Genomic DNA, 17,976 nt, shown 5'->3' on the forward strand with positions numbered 1-17,976 from the left:
ATTAGCAATCGATTCATCCTAACCAAGATGACTAAGGGGGATTTGAAGATGAGTACAAAGACAACAAAATGGGTTGCCGCAATGTCCACTTCGGTATTATTAGCTAGTGTGGTAGCAGGCTGTGGAACGACATCCACATCATCCGAAGATACAAAAGGGAATGCAACAGACACGGGTACCAAAAAAACAGATGAGAAAGTAACGATTTCACTCTTAATCGATAATACACAGGACTCTGTCAATGTTGCAAAAGGGATTGTCGCGGCATTTGAAAAAAAGTATCCGAACATTCATGTTGAACAAGAAACTCGCCCAGGCGGCGGAGAAGGCGATAATATCGTCAAAACCCGTCTAGCTACTGGAGATATGACTGACGTGTTTTTCTATAACAGTGGTTCACTTATGCAAGCGCTTAATCCAGAACAAAATCTACTTGACCTGACAAATGAACCTTTTCAAGCGAATGTGATTGATTCCTATAAACCAACTGTCTCTTCGAAAGGTAAAGTCTATGCGGGCCCGATTGGCTCAACGATGGCCGGCGGTTGGTTCTACAACAAAAAGATTTATGCTGACCTCGGTCTCTCCGTGCCGAAAACATGGGCAGAATTGATGGTTAACAGTGAGAAAATTAAAGCGGCTGGCATCACGCCTGTCATTGGTTCTTATAAAGATGATTGGACATCACAACTCGTCGTGTTAGCGGATTATTACAATGTACAAGCCGCCAATCCGAAGTTTGCGGATGATTATACAGCGAATAAAGCGAAATATGCGACGGATCCAGCGGCACTTAAAAGTTTCGAAAAGCTGGAGGAAATTTCGAAAAAAGGGTACATGAACAAAGATTTCTTAGCAACGACATATGATGCGGGCTTGAAGATGCTTGCGGAGGGTAAAGGTGCTCAATATCCGATGCTATCCTTTGCAACACCAGCGCTTGCGCAGAATTTCCCGGACAAAATGAAGGATATCGGCTTCTTTGCACAGCCAGGGGATAGTGCAGCGACGAATGGTTTGACGGTGTGGATGCCAAGCGGTGCTTACATTTACAAAGCGACTAAGCATGCGGAGCAAGCGAAAAAATTCGTTGAATTCATCGCTTCTATGGATGGTGTTGCGGCTCAATCGGCTGCTTCCACGCCATCAGGTCCTTATGCGATTAAAGGTTCAAAGCTGCCGGATAACGTTGCACAAGCAGTTAAAGATATGACGCCATATTTTGATGGTAACAAAACAGCACCAGCTTTGGAATTCGTTTCCCCAATTAAAGGATCCAGCTTGCCGCAAATTACAACGGAAGTCGGCGCAGCTATCAAAACGGGTAAACAAGGCGCAGAGGTTTATGATAAAGATGTTGAAAAACAAGCCAAGCAATTAGGTCTGCAAGGCTGGTAATAATTAAAGAATAATCAGAAGGGAGTCGGCGATGCGAAATTCATGCAGGACCGGCTCTTTTCTTAAACTTAGGGGTGATCTCGGTGGCCAAGGTATTCAAACGTACGTACTCATATGCTTTTCTTATTCCTGCAGCCATTATTTACGTATTGATTTTCATCTTTCCGACTATTATGTCTTTTTTCTTTAGTTTAACAAGATGGAATTTAACAAGCTGGACGTTTATCGGTTTGGATAACTTTACAATGTTTTTCCAAGAAGCTTCGCTGCTGATCGGATTTAAGAATACCCTCATTTATGCGGTAGTAACTTGTGTGTTAAAAGTTGTTTTGGGCTTGTTGCTAGGCGTATTTCTAACTTCAAAAATAAGAGCCAAGGGTTATCTGAGGTCTGTCATATTTTTCCCAACTTTGCTAAGTACCATTGCAGTCGGAATCACATTCAGCATGATGATGCATCCAACACAAGGCTTAATCAATACAGCCTTAGCCGCAATCGGCATTGTTGGTCCAGATTGGTTAGGCGATACACGCATAGCGCTGTTGTCTGTTGCGCTTGTGGATGTCTGGAAAGGCGTGGGCTTCGCTACGGTTATCTATATCGCAGGAATTCTCTCTATTCCACAAGAGTATTATGAAGCCCTGGAAATGGATGGCGGAGGCGCATTCCATAAGTTCTGGAATATTATTCTACCTTTAAGCCGACCGGCAACGAATTCAGTCATTATTCTCTCCTTTATTGGTGGCTTGCGCTCCTTCGACCTCGTTTGGGCGATGACCAAAGGGGGGCCAGGATTTACGACTGACCTTATCGCGTCCATTATTTATAAGCAGTATCAAGGCGGTTATTATGGTCTGGCTACAGCAGGAAACGTGATCTTATTTATTGTGGTAACGGCGCTTGCCCTTCCGCTGTATTCCTACCTGAACAGAAAAGAGGCGGAACTATGAGCAGAAAAATTAAAGGCTTAGGTATCGAAGTCATTGCCATTCTTCTGACCATTCTTATCTTTTGGATTCCTTTCTACTTTGTCGTAGTCAATGCACTGAAAGACAAGAAAGAATCTTCCTTATTAAACTTAGCGTGGCCTTCCACAATTCATCTTTGGGATAATCTGAAGGCAGTGATCACCGCCCGGGATTACATGCTATTGCGGGCATTTTACAACAGTACTTTGCTGACCGTCATATCCATTACCGTGTTGATTCTTGTGTGTGCGATGGCAGGCTTTGTGATGCAGCGTAGAAGTGATCGCGCGACGCCATGGCTTAACTTCCTTGTTCTGTCAGGATTAATTATACCGCCAGCCATCGTACCGACGATCTGGGTCTTAAATGGTATGGGTTTGTTCAAAACGCTGCCAGGTCTCGTTCTAGTAGAGGTGGCACTCGGATTTCCTTTCGGAGTCTTGTTGTACAAAGGGTTTATGTCAGGCATTCCGCGTGAAGTAGATGAAGCTGCTGTGGTGGATGGAAGCAGCGGATTTGGACTGTTCTATAGAATCATACTGCCTCTTCTGCAGCCCGTAACGGCAACGATTATTGTCACGTCATCTGTCGGGATTTTTAACGACTTTACGAACCCTCTGTATTTCTTTCCGGGAGCCAAGAATGCGACTGTACAACTAACTTTGTATAATTTCCAAAGTCAATTTGTCACGCAATGGAATTTGCTATTTATGAATATTTTACTGATCACGCTACCGCCTCTCGTCTTATTTATTTTCTTTAACAAAAAAATTGTAGCAGGTATGACAGCAGGCTCAGTCAAAGGCTAATCGTGGGACTGTTAATGAGGAGGATTACAATGGGGAATTTAAAGATTACGGCATTGAAATGTGAATATAGAACGAATCCGCTTGGTATTGGAGCGAGGAATCCTCAGTTAAGCTGGCAAATTGAATCCGATCGCCGCGGCATGCTGCAGCGAGGGTATCAAATCATCGTAGCGAGTGAAGATGGTGATTTTACGAACCCAGTATGGGATACAGGTTATATAGAATCCGATCAGTCGATTCAAATTGTTTATGGAGGGCCGAAGCTGCAATCAAGAGCTCGTTACCTCTATAAAGTCAAAGTCTGGGACAACATTGGTCGAGAATCCGCATGGAGTGAAATCGCTTGGTGGGAGATGGGTTTGTTAGATCAAGGGGAATGGCAAGCCGAGTGGATCACACCTCACGAAAGTGAGATGGATCCGCAGTCCGAGCCTGCATTTCTGCTTCGCAAGCAGTTTGAGGTGGGAGGAGACGTCCTGTCTGCACGTATATATGCGACGGCTGCAGGCGTCTATGAGCTGTATGTGAATGGCACTCGTGTTTCTGATGAGCTGCTGGCGCCAGGCTGGACGAGTTATCCAACTCGGATGCAGGTTCAAACCTATGACGTAACGGATCTGCTCCAACATGATGGTAATGGGATTGGTATTCTGCTTGGTGATGGCTGGTACAAAAGCGGGATGGGCTTTGAGAATAAAAACTTTAAATACGGCGAACGCCGGGCTGCCCTCGCACAGCTGCATATTCAATATAAAGACGGCACAGAAGCTGTTGTAGTCACAGATACCACCTGGAAGGCTTCAACAGGAGCGATTCAATATTCGACAATTTACCATGGTGAAACGTATGACGCGCGTTTGGAGCAAGCGGGCTGGAGCTCAGTGAATTTCCGAGATGACGAGTGGACGTCTACACAGATATGTTCTGATGTTAGCCTTGATGTGCTAGTGGCTCAAGAAAACGCACCGACACGTGTAACGGAAATAATTCGTCCTATCGCATATTTCGTAACGCCTGCCGGCGATCATGTACTGGATATGGGACAAAATATGGTAGGCCGCGTGCGCTTTACTGTAACTGCTCCTGCGGGTACGCAAATTGAGCTAAAGCATGCTGAAGTCTTAGATAAAGAAGGCAATATCTATTTCGGTAACCTTCGTCCAGCGAAGCAGGTCGTGACCTATATCGCCAAAGGGGATGGCCCTGAAACCTATGCGCCTTATTTCAGCTTCATGGGCTTTCGCTATGTGAAGGTTGAGGGCTTTCCAGGCCAAGAAAATGGCCTGCCTCTGGATGCTTTTGTCGGTGAAGTCATGCATACCGATATGGAGCCAACAGGTGAGTTCGAATGCTCGGATGCTCGAGTGAACCAGCTGCAAAGCAACATTCGTTGGGGCCAACGAGGTAATTTCCTTGACGTGCCGACGGATTGTCCGCAGCGTGACGAACGCTTAGGATGGACGGGGGATGCTCAGGTTTTCATCTCTACGGCGCTATTTAATTACCAAGGCGGTCCCTTTTTCACGAAATGGCTGCATGATATGAAAGCTGAACAAAGACCTAATGGGGGCATTCCCTTTGTTGTCCCAGATGTTGTAGGCGGCGAGAATTCAGCTGCTTGGGGAGATGCTGCGGTGATCTGCCCTTGGACGGTTTATCAATATTATGGAGATAAGCGTCTGCTTGCTGAACAATATGAAAGCATGAAAGGATGGATTTCTTACATCCGATCTCAAGGTGATCAGGAATATTTATGGAACACAGGCTTCCATTTTGGCGATTGGCTTGCGCTGGATGCGAAGGAAAATAGCTACATCGGAGCGACACCGGTTGCGCTAGTTGCAACGGCTTATTACGCGTATTCGACACGTATTGTTCGCGATGCCGCAAGAGCGTTAGGACATGAGGAAGAGGCGCAAGCCTTCGATGAGCTTTACCACCGGGTAATTCAAGCGTTCCGAGATGAATTTATAACGAAAAATGGACGCGTTGCTGCCCCTACTCAAACTGCGCATATCCTTGCGCTCGTCTTCGATCTTGTCGAAGATGAGGTGCGTGCAAGAGTCGCGAAGGATCTCAATGAACTGATTCTGGATAATGATTATCATTTATCAACGGGCTTCGTAGGCACACCTTACTTGTGCTTCGCGCTTTCGAATAACGGCTATCACGAAACAGCGGTTAAGCTACTGCTGCAAGAAAGCTATCCGGGGTGGCTGTATTCCGTCTCGAAGGGTGCGACAACCATCTGGGAGCATTGGGACAGCATTAAATCAGACGGCTCCTTCTGGAGCGATGATATGAACTCGTTTAACCACTACGCTTATGGAGCCATCGGAGACTGGATGTATCGCAAAATAGCTGGCTTGGATATGGACATTACTCTACCAGCCTTCAAACGTATTCATATCGAGCCGTTGTTTGGGGGGAATCGTCTAGCTTATGCCAAAACAGCACATAACTCCCTATATGGACGCATCGAATCTGGATGGCAAGTGGATCAGGGGCAAATTCAAATGAGGGTTCGTATTCCAGCTAATACAACCGCAGAAGTTATTTTGACAGGAGCAGCAATTGGCAGTGTGCAAGAAGGGGGGCTTTCCCTTGACACCTCAATCCCTGGCATTCAATCCATAAGTGAAGCCGAGCAAGGCGTGCGTGTCCTTCTAGGATCAGGTGATTACACATTCGCGTATTCGAATAGCGATCTATTCCGCGTAACGTTTAATGAACATTCGAGAATCAATGATGTGCTGGATCATGAAGCGGCAACAGCAATTTTCAAAACACATATGTCAGCCTTATTCGAAGGTCCCTTTCTTAATTTCGTTCGAAAATCGACGATTAAGCAGTTGGGGGAGAACACGATGACAGGCATAACACGGAAACAAATAGATGCGATGCTCGCGGAATTAGTTCTCATATAAGGTATCCGCAAAATCAGATAGGAGTGTTGAAGAGTTATGGGAATTCATCAAAAGTTTGTGGAATTGGCGGAAAAGCTCACTCCCGACTTGCACGAATCTATTATTTTGCCTAAATCAGTCATTGAGGTTGTAGCGGATGAAGAAGCGTTTCAAGGGTGGAGAACGCAAGAAACGGGGAGTATCTCTGCGTTACAATCCAAATCCTTCGGTAAGGATGAAAGTTTCATTCTAGATTTTGGCGATCATCAAGTTGGTTATATCTCTCTTTCGATCAAGTCTGTGGGTAGTCCACAAGATGCCCCGCTTGGGCTGAAGCTAATCTTCGGTGAGATGCCATGTGAGGTAGCGGAACCTTTTGACAGCTATGATGGTTGGTTAAGCAAATCCTGGCTACAGGAAGAGACGATATATGTTGATGTGCTTCCTACAGTCCTAAAGCTGCCTCGTAGATATTGTTTCCGGTATGTAAAAATGATGATTATCGATACATCCCGTAAGTTTACGGTTTCTTTTACCGATATTCATTGTACGGCGGTTACCTCCGCTGATGTGAGGGAATTAACGCCGCTGCCCGCTAATATTCCAGCAGACTTACAAGCCATTGATGCCATTAGCATTAAGACGCTTCAGGACTGTATGCAAACGGTGTTCGAGGATGGACCGAAGCGGGATCGCAGGCTGTGGATCGGGGATTTAAGACTACAAGCCTTGGCGAACTATCAGACCTTTCATCACCATGATCTGGTGAAGCGATGCTTATATTTGTTTGGCGGTATGACACTTGATGACGGAGCAGTCGGGGCCTGTGTCTTTGAAAAGCCTAATCCGTTAGTCGATGATACGCGGCTTTATGATTATTCCCTCTTTTTCGTAGCGACTCTATTCGATTATTATGAGGCGTCCAAGGATAGAGATGCGCTAGTAGAACTATGGCCAGTTGCTCTAGAACAAATACAGATCGGATTAGAGCGACTAGATGAATACGGATTGGTGCGTGATGATGATACCTGGTGGTGCTTCACGGATTGGCATCCAGAGCTTAATAAACAAGCATCCGCGCAAGCCGTTTTGTTGTATTGTCTCAAAAGGGGCCATGGACTGGCGAAAGAGCTGGAAAAAGATCAAGAAGCAACATTCATTTCAGAACAAATTGATCGTGTGACAAGCAGCGCGCTTCAGCATTTATGGGATGAGAAAACAGGCTTTTTTGTAAGTGGAGTAAATAGGCAGGTTTCATGGGCATCTCAGGTGTGGATGGCTCTGGCAGGTGTGTTGAACGAGGAGGAAAATGGTCAATTAATGGATCGGCTATTCGAGTCCCCGCCAGAAATTGGGATGACAACACCCTATATGTATCATCATTTAATTGAAGCTTTATTTGAAAGTGGCAGACCCGAGAAAGCTTTGGAGCAAATGAGAGCGTATTGGGGAGAAATGGTCAAAGACGGAGCGGATTGCTTCTGGGAAATCTATAACCCCAATGATAAAAAGCTATCGCCCTATGGCAGTAATTTAATAAATAGCTATTGCCATGCATGGAGCTGTACACCTACGTATTTTATTCGAAAGTATTTACTGTAACGGGAGGTCGTACACGAAATGAAAGATGATCAACTTCGTCAAAAACCATTTTATTTATCAGAGTCTGACGTCTCTTGGGTGAAGGAAACGCGTGATGGACTCAGCTTGGAAGAGAAAGTCGGGCAGCTGTTTGTTGTAGTTCAGAAGCCATTTTCACCGGAGCCAGAGGATCTATTGAGTATTAAACCCGGTGGGGTGCATCTCTTCGCTTTTAGTCCTGATGCTACGAAGGTTAATCAACAGGCGGAAATAGCGGATATGCAAAGCCGCAGTAAGTTGCCGTTGTTGGTGACCGGAGATTTGGAATCCGGCGGATTTGGCGGAGCCATTGACGGCACGAATCTTGGCATGAACATGCAGGTAGCGGCTACGGGGAAGCCTGAGCTGGCGCAGGCATTTGGTAAAGGCATTGAAGTAGAAGGCTCGGCAATCGGCTTTAACTGGGTATTCGGACCTGTACTGGATATTAACTATAATTATCAAAATCCGATTGTTAATACGCGTGCCTTTGGAGACACGCCTGAAGTTGTAGAAACGTACGCAATCCCAGTTGTAGAGGGCGTACAGGAAACCGGTCGAATGGCAGCCTGCGTGAAACATTGGCCAGGTGATGGCATGGATGACCGCGATCAGCATAAGGTTCTGACCGTAAACGCCATGCCGATGCAACAGTGGCGTGAAACTTATGGGCGAGTGTATCGTTCCGCTTTTGATGCGGGTGTAAAAAGTGTGATGAGTGCGCATATTGCGCTTCCCGCTTACTATGAGGAGCTTGGCATTCATGACGTTAGAAAGCAGCATACGCCAGGGTCGCTTTCCTATGAACTCAATGTGAAACTGCTAAGAGAAGAACTGGGCTTTAACGGGTTAATCATTTCCGACGCGTCAGCGATGGTCGGTATGACGAGCTGGGGGCCGCGACATGAAATCGTTCCCCAGTGTATCGCTTCTGGTGTGGATATGTTTCTATTCACAGCGGATCTCAAATACGACTTTGAAGCCATGCTTCAAGGAGTCAACGATGGCATTATTACAGAGGAACGTTTGAATGAAGCGGTTACGAGAGTACTAGCACTGAAAGCTTCGTTGGGGCTGCATCTTGAAAGACCAGCGCTGCAAGATTTAGCTTGTGTAGGGTCAGATGAGCATCTGAATTTAGCCCAAGAATTAGCTCGCACCTCGGTGACGCTAGTGAAGGACACGCAAAACGTACTGCCCATTTCACCTGAAAAGCATAAGAGAGTTCTACTCATTGCATCTGGGAGTGAAGGCTCATTATTCACAGAGAATGGTGCAGGAGGCAGCGGCTTTGAGCAGATGCTGGTAACGGAAGGGTTTGAAGTGGTTAGAAATTACCACCTCAAACAAGAAGAGAATGACATTGATCTGGTCATATATGTGACGCAGAAATCGCCGAGCTTTATGCAGAATTCCCTGCGTATGTCACCCGAGGAGGCGGGAGGTATCTTTACTTGGTATCCTACCTACGTACCAACGCTGTTCATTTCGTTAGGTAACCCGTATACCTTATATGAAATGCCTACGATGCCGACCATGATTAATGGCTATAATGCCTCGGCTGTCGTTCAAAGGGAGATTCTAAATTGTTTGCTGGGCAAACAGCCCTTCATAGGCACCTCTCCCGTAGATGCGTTTTGCGGATCGGCGTTGGCTCGGCTTTAAAAAAAGAGACATCCTCGGATTGATTCCGAAGGATGTCTTTTTACTGATTGTTAGAAACAGAAGAACGCCGCTCAACAAAGCGGGTATCGACCCTGATTTTGGACGTTATTTCTTGTCCTACTTCAATAGATTCAATAACGATATCTACAGCTAATTGAGCCATTCGCTGTTTCTCAACATGGATAGTTGTCAACTCAGGTGAGATGATTTGTGATTCCGTAATATTATCAAATCCAATAACAGAAACTTCCTGAGGAATTCGAATCCCTAACTCAGTTAGCGTCTTCATAGCACTAATCGCGATATAATCACATTCGCAAAAAAGAGCTGTTGGCAGGGTACGACCTGTAGCCAAATATGATGTAATTTGGGTTTTAAGGTCTTCCTGCGATGAAAGCATAGTTGGTGCCACAGAGAAGTGGTGTTCTGGTTGGATCTGTATCCCATATTCTTTCAGTGCTTCTTGAAAGCCTTCTTTTCGATCCTCGAAGTTGTGAAGATTAACATTCGAAGCAATATAACCGATTTCACGATGCCCCAATTTGCAAAAATGAGACCCCGCTTGATACGCTCCCATCCGATTGTTAATCCCAACAAAATGAACCGGCAATGTATCAAAACAGTTGTCAAGCACGACAAGGCGAGGGCCTAATTGTTTGGCAATTTCCGAGATGTCAGTTGGAGTTAGATTAGTACCCAGTAGGATGACACCATCGCTTTGATTATCCTCAGCAAAAGTCCGAATTTCTTGATCAAAGTAGGCCATATTGATCGTTGAGAAAAGTAAAGAGTAACCCTTGGCACGGCACCGTTCTTCGATGAAATGAATGAGTTCTCGAAAGAAAGGCTGCTGATAATACTCCTCCAGGACGATCCCTGAATTCGTAAAGACCAAAAAGGATAAGGATTTGACAGATCCTTCAATTGCAGAAAATCTAGGCTTGGGCGTATAGCCATGTTCTCGCGCGATTTCAAGAACACGTTCACGAGTTTCATTACTAATGCCAGGCTTACCACTAAGGGCAAACGAAACAGCGGATTTGGACACGCCTGCTAGTTTTGCGATATCTTCCATTTTCATTATGATTGATCCCCAGTCACTAAAGTTGTTTAGTTAGTTTAGTTTATAACACGACGCATATAAATGCAATAACAGGATGAGTGATGAACTAAATTTTTATATAAAAATAAACTAAATTATAACTAAAATTGTGATTGACGTGTAAAAATTACCGTGTTAGATTAGGTTTACGTCATTTAAAAGTTATAATTGCTAAATTTCATAAAAAATCAGTTTAGTTTTTTCTTAAAAAACAACTAAACTGATTACTAAACAATTTGGGGGTATACATATGAAAAAATTAAAGCTTGGCTACGCGCCTACAAGACGTTTCGTTTTTAGTGCTGAGGATGCTTTTAAGTACAAAGTATTGATTAAGGAGAAGATCCAAAGCTTTGGGCTCGACATCGACATCGTTGATCTTGAGGGGATTAATTCAGAAGGTCTTCTATACGACGACAACATTAATGCAGATCTCATTATCGATCGATTCCGCCAGGAACAAGTGGATGCAGTTTTCTTCCCACATTGTAATTTTGGAACAGAAGACACTGTAGCGAGAGTTGGCAAGGCATTGGGCAAACCAGTACTTCTGTGGGGACCTCGCGATGAGGCGCCACTTGAAGATGGCATGAGACTTCGAGATACACAATGCGGTTTATTTGCTACTGGTAAAGTACTACGGCGGTTTAATGTGCCGTTTTCCTATGTAACGAATACACGCGTGAACGACCCTGTATTTGAAAGAGGATTTTCGAATTTTATTTCAGCGGCTAATGTCGTTCGTCAGTTCCGTGCACTTCGCATTTTGCAAATTGGTCCACGGCCGTCTTCCTTCTGGACCATGATGTGTAACGAAGGAGAGTTGCTAGAACGATTCGGTATCGAGCTATATCCGATTACACTTGTCGATATTCAGCGCGCTACTAAACGAGTTGAAAACGGCAATTCCTCTGAATTGGCCGAAGCCATGGACTACATAAAAGCCAAGCTAGATTGGTCCGAAGTGACAGAAGCAGATGTGAAGCGAATTGCTGCGCTCAAGGTAGCGATGAAAAAATATGCGCTGCAAACAGGAAGCACAGCAATTGCCATTCAATGCTGGTCCTCTTTACAAGAAGCTATGGGAATTATGCCTTGCTTAGCGAATGCGATTCTGACGGATGAACAAATTCCTGTGACTTGCGAGACAGATATTCATGGTGCGATCACATCGGTGATGGTGCAAGCTGCCGCTATGAATCAAGCACCTACTTTCTTCGCTGATTTGACGGTCCGCCACCCGGAGAATGCCAATGGTGAATTGCTTTTCCACTGCGGTAACTTCCCGGTATCACTTTCCGTAGAAGAGAAACCTAAACTGCGCAAACATTTCTTGTTTGATGATCATGCACCTGGGACCCATGAAGGAGAAATTAAGGGCGGCGGTATGACGCTGGCTAGATTCGATGGGGATCATGGTGATTATCAACTGTTCCTCGGGCGTGCTCAAGGTATACAAGGTCCGTACACACGTGGTTCTTATGTATGGGTGGAAGTGAATGATTGGCCGCTTTGGGAAGAAAAATTGGTCAAAGGACCTTATGTGCATCATTCCGTTGGCATTCATGCGAACGTGATTCCATCCCTTTATGAAGCATGTAATTATATTCCGGGTCTAACACCGGATCCTGTAGACCCAACGGAAAGCGAAATTCAAGCGTGGCTGCGAGGCAAAGGTTTGTAAAGAGGAGGAAGTAACTATGGAAATCAGAGCGCTGCAAGCCAAAGCAACACAAATTCGGATGGATTTACTTCAAATGATTGCTAGTGCAAAAACAGGGCATACCGGTGGCTCACTTAGTAATACGGACATTTTAACAGCGCTTTATTATCGAATTATGCATATAGATCCTGCTAATCCAAAGGCTAAAGATCGGGATCGGTTTATTTTGAGCAAAGGACATTCCGTAGAATCCCTTTGGTCTATACTTGCGGATCGAGGCTTTTTCCCAAGAGAAGAGCTCACCACGTTCAGTCAATTTGGCACGAAGCTTATCGGACATCCGAATAACAAGGTACCTGGAATCGAGATGAATACAGGGGCACTTGGTCATGGATTGGCAGTTGCAGTCGGAATGGCTCTTGCTGCTAAACGTGACGGTGCATCCTATCGGACTTATTGCCTCATGGGAGATGGTGAGCAAGCTGAAGGCTCGGTATGGGAAGCAGCAATGGCAGGCGCTCATTATAAGTTGGATAATTTAATTGCCATTATTGACCGGAATCGATTGCAAATTAGTGGGTCAACGGAAGAAGTAATGGGGCTGGATCCACTTGAAGATAAATGGACGGCATTTGGATGGAACGTCGTTTCCATTGATGGCAATAACATGCAAGCTTTGGTTGAATCATTTGAGGCCGTTCCAGCAACTGTTGGTAAGCCTACATTAGTCATGGCGAACACGGTGAAAGGCAAGGGTGTTTCCTTTGCAGAGAATGTCCCCCACTGGCATCATCATGTACCGAGCGAGTTAGAGCTAGGAAGAGCGCTAGCAGAGTTAACTGCATCATTAGAGATGGATGAACAGAAGGGGCAGGTGCATTAGTATGAATACGATTCCGAACCGTCAAGTGATTTGTGAAACACTTCTCGAGCTTGCCAAAGATGACCGTGACATTATGGTGCTTGCGAGTGATTCAAGGGGATCAGCAGCAATGGCACCCTTCGCTAAAGCGTATCCAGATCAATTCGTTGAGGTTGGCATCGCAGAGCAAAATATCGTTGGGATATCTGCAGGATTGGCTCACAGTGGTAAAAAACCATTTGTTACTTCACCAGCATGTTTCTTGAGTATGCGAAGCATTGAGCAGATTAAAGTAGACGTGGCCTATTCGGGGACCAATGTCAAACTGGTTGGTATCAGCGGTGGAGTCAGCTATGGCGCATTGGGAATGTCTCACCATTCTGTGCAGGATATTGCAGTTGCGCGGGCAATTCCAGGATTATCTGTTATGTTGCCAGCTGATCGTCACGAAACCAAACGGATGACAGAAGCGCTGGTAAAGCATAACGGCGGAGTCTATATTCGCATTGGCCGGAATGCTGTGGAAGATGTGTATGACTCTCACGATTATGAATTTATCATTGGTAAGTCTGTGAGGATGAGAGAAGGAACAGATATCACGATTATTGCAGCAGGAGAAACGGTTCGTGTAGCGCTTGATGCGCATGAAGAACTAAAGCAGTCTGGGGTCTCCTGTAGGGTCATCAATATGCACACGATTAAACCACTGGATGAGGCAGCTATTATACAAGCTGCACAAGAAACAGGACTTATCATCACAGTCGAAGAACACAGTATTCTTGGTGGACTAGGTGCAGCTGTAGCCGAAGTCGTTGTTCAGAACCATCCGGTTCCCATGCGAATTGTCGGAATCCCGGATGAACCAGCGATTGCAGGTAAAAGCGCAGAAGTGTTCAAGCATTATGGGATTAGCAGCAGCAATCTTAAGCAAATTGCACTTGAACTACTTGGTAAGCAGGAGTAAGAATCATGAATAAATCATATCTGTTGGCCATTGACCAAAGTACATCGGGAACGAAAGCTCTCGTTGTTAACCGAGAGGGAACTATCGTAACTCGCAGTACGATTTCACATATAACATCCTATCCTGAACTAGGTTGGGTTGAACAAGATCCCATGGAGATCTATAACAATGTAAAACGCGCAGCTCATGAAGCCATGATATCTGCTGGGATTGGTGCCGAGACTCTTGCAGCAATAACGATTACGAATCAACGAGAAACAGCAGTGATTTGGGATCGGATGACTGGACTTCCTGTATACCAAGCCATTGTATGGCAATGTCAACGGACGGCAGATCTATGTGCTGCTTATAAGTCGGCAGGTTCGGAGGAGTTGGTGCGCTCGAAAACTGGCTTAATGCTGGATCCATATTTTTCGGCAGCCAAATGGCAATGGATTCTTCAACATGTGGAAGGCGTGCAGGCTAAACTCGCTGCGGGTCATCTTTTAGCGGGAACAATGGATAGCTGGTTGATTTGGAAGTTGACTAGCGGTCATGTACATGCAACGGATTACACCAACGCAAGTCGTACATCCTTATTTAATATTCATACGTTAAAATGGGATGAAGAGCTTTGCAGCCTCTTTGAGGTGCCGTCAAGTCTATTGCCTGAGGTCAAATCATCTGATGCTATATTCGGTTATACAGAGGATCCAACTTTATTTGGCGAAAATCGTGTGCCGATTACCGGTGTCATTGGAGACTCGCAGGCAGCTCTCTTTGGCAATCAATGCTTCAGTGTCGGGATGGCTAAGGCGACATATGGCACAGGAACATCGATATTAATGAACGTCGGTGATAAGCCAATTCAAGCTGGGAACGGATTAGTTAGTGCCATCGCTTGGGGAATAGATGGGAAAGTAACATATGCCGTGGAAGCCATTATTCGCACATCAGGCGATTGCTTGTCTTGGGTACGGGATAATCTTGGATTATTCCGTACTTTTGGCGAAATGGAGGAATTGTTGCAAGAAGTTCCTGATAGCGAAGGCGTTTACTTAGTGCCTGCATTTGTTGGACTTGGAGCTCCTTACTGGGATTCTTACGCTAAAGCGTCTATCACAGGGATGAACCGAGGAACGACCAAAGCCCATATTATTCGAGCTGCCCTTGAGAGTATAGCTTATCAGGTCTATGATGCGGTTAATCTTTTAGAGAAAGAAACGGGTGTTACACTTCAAGAATTACGTGCCGATGGTGGTGCATCTGAGAATGTTGGTTTGATGCAATTCCAATCTAATCTTCTTGGCAAGAATGTTGTCAAATCAAAAGTTGCTGAATTATCTCCAATGGGTTCTGTTTATATAGGTGGTGTTGGCATCGGATTTTGGACCTCCTTATCTGAGATAACACATAAGGATACTGCCTGTCATATCTACCTACCGTCAATAGAAATAGAAGTTAGGGAAGCTTATTGTGCAGGTTGGAAAAAAGCAGTGAATTCTGTTTTGCAAGAAAAGTGAGGATGTAGAATATGATCCAATCAAGGGAGAATTTGAGTGTGTCAGAAATACGAGCGGCAACCATGGTCCAGAAGTTGAGTATGCCATCGATCTGGTGGACATATGGGGAAATGACGTGAGAGACCATTATTCCGAAGGCGAGTGGAAGCACGAAAGTGAAGCTGCCGGGTAAAGAAGGCACAGCTGTCATCGCAACACGCATGTAAAGGAGATACTTTAACGAATTAACACAATAAGCATGTAATAGGAAAAAGAAACCCGCGAAACTGCGTGGTTTCTTTTCTGTTTTTCCAAATTCAAAACCAAAAAGTCGTGAAAACGTTAGTAAAGTAGTCGGAATATTGTTAGTTGACTTGTTTAAATTGCAATAAAATAAAGTTGAACTAGCTACGATAACGTGATTGAAGGAGGAATGACAGCTATGACACTTCACTTTCCCGAAGGTTTTTTATGGGGGGCATCGACGGCAGCGCATCAAGTAGAAGGTAACAATACACATTCCGATTTTTGGCTGATGGAAAATATGGAGGGATCCACGTTCAAGGAACGTTCAGGCAGCGCCGTAGATCATTATCGCCTCTACAAGGAAGATATTGCTCTATTAGCTGAATTGGGCATGAATACGTATCGATTTTCCATCGAATGGGCCCGCATTGAACCGGAAGAAGGGCGTTTCGATGAGCAAGCGCTTGATCACTACCGGGATGTTCTTAAGGTCTGTAGAGAAAATAATGTAACACCGGTCGTGACGATGCATCACTTCACTTCACCGCAATGGCTCATTAGCGCTGGGGGCTGGGAATCAATGGAGACTCCGGCTCGGTTTGCTCGCTATTGCGCCCATGTTATGCGCGAATTGGGTGAATGGATTCCTTATGTTTGTACGATTAATGAAGCGAATTCCTCCATTGCGATCGCAAAAATTATTAAGCGCTACAAGTTGGGGGCAACTGCTGCACAAGTTGGCATTAATATGGAAAAGATGACTCAAATGGAAAAGTACAATGTGCAGTTGAGCCAAGCTTTCGGCATTCCACATTCGGATGTGCATACGTTCCTAGCTCTTCGTACAGAACAAGGGATGGATATGATTTTCAAAGCGCACATGGAGGCAAGAACTGCCATTCGTGAGATTAGTCCGCATACGCAAGTTGGGTTGACTCTTTCTCTGTATGATGTTCTTAGTGTTCCTGGCGGGGAAGAGCATGCGGAGCATGCCCTGCATGAGGAATTTCTTCAATTTATTCCGTATATGAAGGACGATGATTTCTTCGGCTTGCAGAATTATACGCGAGCCGTATATGGGCCTGATGGCCTTCTGCCTTTGGCGGAAGATGCGGAGAAGACTCAAATGGGGTACGAATTTTACCCAGAAGGGCTAGAGTCTGTCATCCGTTATGTGACGAAGCATCTGGACATGCCAATCTACATCACTGAGAATGGCATAGGGACAGACGACGATACACGTCGTATCGCGTTTATTGATCGTGCTTTGAAGGGTGTGCATGCTTGCATCGCTGACGGCATTCCAGTTAAAGGATATATGCATTGGTCACTCATGGATAACTTTGAATGGCAGCTCGGTTTCTCTAAGACATTCGGACTTATCGAAGTAGACCGGACGACCATGGAGCGGAAGCCGAAGCCGAGTGCGTTTCATCTCGGGGAAATCGCTAAGCGGAACGTATTAGAGGGGGGAACTAGAAATGAAACTGCTTAACAAAGTAGCCATTGTAACGGGAGCAGCATCCGGTGTAGGTAGGGCGATCGCAGAACTGTATGCTCAAGAAGGTGCTAAGGTTGTCGTGGCGGATCTGAACGAGCAAGCAATTGCTGCAGTTGTCGATGGCATCAATCAAGCTGGTGGAATCGCGATTGGTGTTGTAGCCAATGTAATGAATGAATATGAGATTCAAGCGATGGTGGAGAAAGCTGCGAATGAATTCGGAAGCGTAGACATCTTGGTTAACAATGCCGGTATCATGGACGGTTTCCGACTGATTGAAACGATTGAAGATGACCTCTGGGAGCGTGTGCTCAATATCAATTTGTCAGGCCCGATGCGCGCTATCCGCAAAGCTCTTCCTTTTATGCTCAAGCAAGGTGGTGGCGTGATTGTCAATATTGCTTCTGCGGCCGGCATAACCGGTGGCAAAGGAGGCGTAGCTTATACAGCTGCCAAGCATGGCGTCGTAGGTTTGACCAAAAATGTCGGTTATACCTATGCCAAATCCGGTATTCGTTGCAATGCCATTGCTCCAGGCGGCGTGCGTACCAATATTGGCAGTTCCATGGGCAATATTGATATGGCAGGGATGCAGACATTCAGGGAAGGCGCTGGCACTCAACGGAGTGAGGCGGTCGATCCGATTGAGATTGCAACCGTTGCGCTTTTCCTTGCATCAGAGGATTCCCGTTTTGTTAACGGGACCGTGATTGCGGCTGACGGTGGATGGACGGCTTACTAAGAAAAGAAAAATGGGAGGGGATAGCGCGCTAGTGCTCGCTTAACCCTTC

General features: G+C 45.4%; 13 protein-coding genes. 12 read left to right on the forward strand and 1 reads right to left on the reverse strand.

Translation table 11 applies throughout. The features are described from left to right. Positions 1–48 precede the first annotated feature (48 nt). The 6 genes from ACSQ8P_RS11925 to ACSQ8P_RS11950 all read left to right on the forward strand — a co-directional run bounded on the left by ACSQ8P_RS11925 (position 49) and on the right by ACSQ8P_RS11950 (position 9,366). Positions 49–1,398 carry an ABC transporter substrate-binding protein gene (locus tag ACSQ8P_RS11925; RefSeq protein ID WP_436235364.1) on the forward strand — a complete coding sequence of 450 codons (1,350 nt, stop codon included), beginning with the start codon at positions 49–51 and terminating at the stop codon, positions 1,396–1,398. An 83-nt stretch (positions 1,399–1,481) separates the two neighbouring features. Continuing rightward, a complete protein-coding gene (locus tag ACSQ8P_RS11930; protein WP_436235365.1) occupies positions 1,482–2,348 on the forward strand; it encodes a carbohydrate ABC transporter permease in 867 nt (288 codons plus the stop codon). Beyond that, positions 2,345–3,175, forward strand: a complete 831-nt coding sequence (locus ACSQ8P_RS11935) for a carbohydrate ABC transporter permease (protein ID WP_436235366.1) — start codon at positions 2,345–2,347, stop codon at positions 3,173–3,175. Before ACSQ8P_RS11930 ends, ACSQ8P_RS11935 begins: the two co-directional genes overlap by 4 nt. A gap of 29 nt (positions 3,176–3,204) precedes the next feature. Beyond that, positions 3,205–6,102 (forward strand): family 78 glycoside hydrolase catalytic domain, encoded by a 2,898-nt coding sequence (locus ACSQ8P_RS11940; protein WP_436235367.1) that lies wholly within the window; start codon positions 3,205–3,207, stop codon positions 6,100–6,102. Positions 6,103–6,138: 36 nt separating this feature from the next. Next, a complete protein-coding gene (locus tag ACSQ8P_RS11945; RefSeq protein WP_436235368.1) occupies positions 6,139–7,683 on the forward strand; it encodes a sugar hydrolase in 1,545 nt (514 codons plus the stop codon). 18 nt (positions 7,684–7,701) lie between these two features. Next, a complete protein-coding gene (locus ACSQ8P_RS11950; protein ID WP_436235369.1) occupies positions 7,702–9,366 on the forward strand; it encodes a glycoside hydrolase family 3 protein in 1,665 nt (554 codons plus the stop codon). A 40-nt stretch (positions 9,367–9,406) separates the two neighbouring features. On the opposite strand, the gene ACSQ8P_RS11955 is transcribed toward ACSQ8P_RS11950, so the two are convergent. Then, positions 9,407–10,447 (reverse strand): LacI family DNA-binding transcriptional regulator, encoded by a 1,041-nt coding sequence (locus ACSQ8P_RS11955; RefSeq protein ID WP_436235370.1) that lies wholly within the window; start codon positions 10,445–10,447, stop codon positions 9,407–9,409. 271 nt (positions 10,448–10,718) lie between these two features. On the opposite strand from ACSQ8P_RS11955, the gene ACSQ8P_RS11960 reads away from it, so the two are divergent. The 6 genes from ACSQ8P_RS11960 (at position 10,719) to ACSQ8P_RS11985 (ending at position 17,927) form a co-directional block, all read left to right on the forward strand. After that, the gene (locus tag ACSQ8P_RS11960) at positions 10,719–12,152 is read left to right on the forward strand and encodes an L-fucose/L-arabinose isomerase family protein (protein ID WP_436235371.1); all 1,434 of its coding nucleotides are present in this window, start codon (positions 10,719–10,721) and stop codon (positions 12,150–12,152) included. 16 nt (positions 12,153–12,168) lie between these two features. Beyond that, positions 12,169–13,014, forward strand: a complete 846-nt coding sequence (locus tag ACSQ8P_RS11965; RefSeq protein ID WP_436235372.1) for a transketolase — start codon at positions 12,169–12,171, stop codon at positions 13,012–13,014. 1 nt (position 13,015) lies between these two features. After that, positions 13,016–13,957, forward strand: coding sequence for a transketolase family protein (locus ACSQ8P_RS11970; RefSeq protein ID WP_436235373.1), 942 nt, complete (start codon positions 13,016–13,018; stop codon positions 13,955–13,957). A gap of 5 nt (positions 13,958–13,962) precedes the next feature. Continuing rightward, the gene (gene glpK / locus ACSQ8P_RS11975) at positions 13,963–15,459 is read left to right on the forward strand and encodes a glycerol kinase GlpK (protein WP_436235374.1); all 1,497 of its coding nucleotides are present in this window, start codon (positions 13,963–13,965) and stop codon (positions 15,457–15,459) included. A gap of 421 nt (positions 15,460–15,880) precedes the next feature. Next, entirely contained in the window at positions 15,881–17,179 is a 1,299-nt protein-coding gene (locus ACSQ8P_RS11980) for a glycoside hydrolase family 1 protein (protein ID WP_436235375.1), read from the forward strand. Continuing rightward, the gene (locus ACSQ8P_RS11985) at positions 17,166–17,927 is read left to right on the forward strand and encodes an SDR family oxidoreductase (RefSeq protein WP_436235376.1); all 762 of its coding nucleotides are present in this window, start codon (positions 17,166–17,168) and stop codon (positions 17,925–17,927) included. The genes ACSQ8P_RS11980 and ACSQ8P_RS11985 overlap by 14 nt, the downstream gene beginning before the upstream one ends. Positions 17,928–17,976 lie beyond the last annotated feature (49 nt).

This window comes from Paenibacillus sp. LjRoot153 (assembly GCF_964253085.1).
Classification (GTDB): domain Bacteria; phylum Bacillota; class Bacilli; order Paenibacillales; family NBRC-103111; genus Paenibacillus_E.

Bases quoted from the DNA above. Each gene is read 5' to 3' on its own strand.
- ACSQ8P_RS11955 (WP_436235370.1), bottom strand. From the start codon at position 10,447: ATGAAAATGGAAGATATCGCAAAACTAGCAGGCGTGTCCAAATCCGCT.
- ACSQ8P_RS11985 (WP_436235376.1), top strand. From the start codon at position 17,166: ATGAAACTGCTTAACAAAGTAGCCATTGTAACGGGAGCAGCATCCGGT.
- ACSQ8P_RS11980 (WP_436235375.1), top strand. From the start codon at position 15,881: ATGACACTTCACTTTCCCGAAGGTTTTTTATGGGGGGCATCGACGGCA.
- ACSQ8P_RS11935 (WP_436235366.1), top strand. From the start codon at position 2,345: ATGAGCAGAAAAATTAAAGGCTTAGGTATCGAAGTCATTGCCATTCTT.
- ACSQ8P_RS11960 (WP_436235371.1), top strand. From the start codon at position 10,719: ATGAAAAAATTAAAGCTTGGCTACGCGCCTACAAGACGTTTCGTTTTT.
- ACSQ8P_RS11940 (WP_436235367.1), top strand. From the start codon at position 3,205: ATGGGGAATTTAAAGATTACGGCATTGAAATGTGAATATAGAACGAAT.
- glpK (WP_436235374.1), top strand. From the start codon at position 13,963: ATGAATAAATCATATCTGTTGGCCATTGACCAAAGTACATCGGGAACG.
- ACSQ8P_RS11925 (WP_436235364.1), top strand. From the start codon at position 49: ATGAGTACAAAGACAACAAAATGGGTTGCCGCAATGTCCACTTCGGTA.
- ACSQ8P_RS11965 (WP_436235372.1), top strand. From the start codon at position 12,169: ATGGAAATCAGAGCGCTGCAAGCCAAAGCAACACAAATTCGGATGGAT.
- ACSQ8P_RS11970 (WP_436235373.1), top strand. From the start codon at position 13,016: ATGAATACGATTCCGAACCGTCAAGTGATTTGTGAAACACTTCTCGAG.
- ACSQ8P_RS11945 (WP_436235368.1), top strand. From the start codon at position 6,139: ATGGGAATTCATCAAAAGTTTGTGGAATTGGCGGAAAAGCTCACTCCC.
- ACSQ8P_RS11950 (WP_436235369.1), top strand. From the start codon at position 7,702: ATGAAAGATGATCAACTTCGTCAAAAACCATTTTATTTATCAGAGTCT.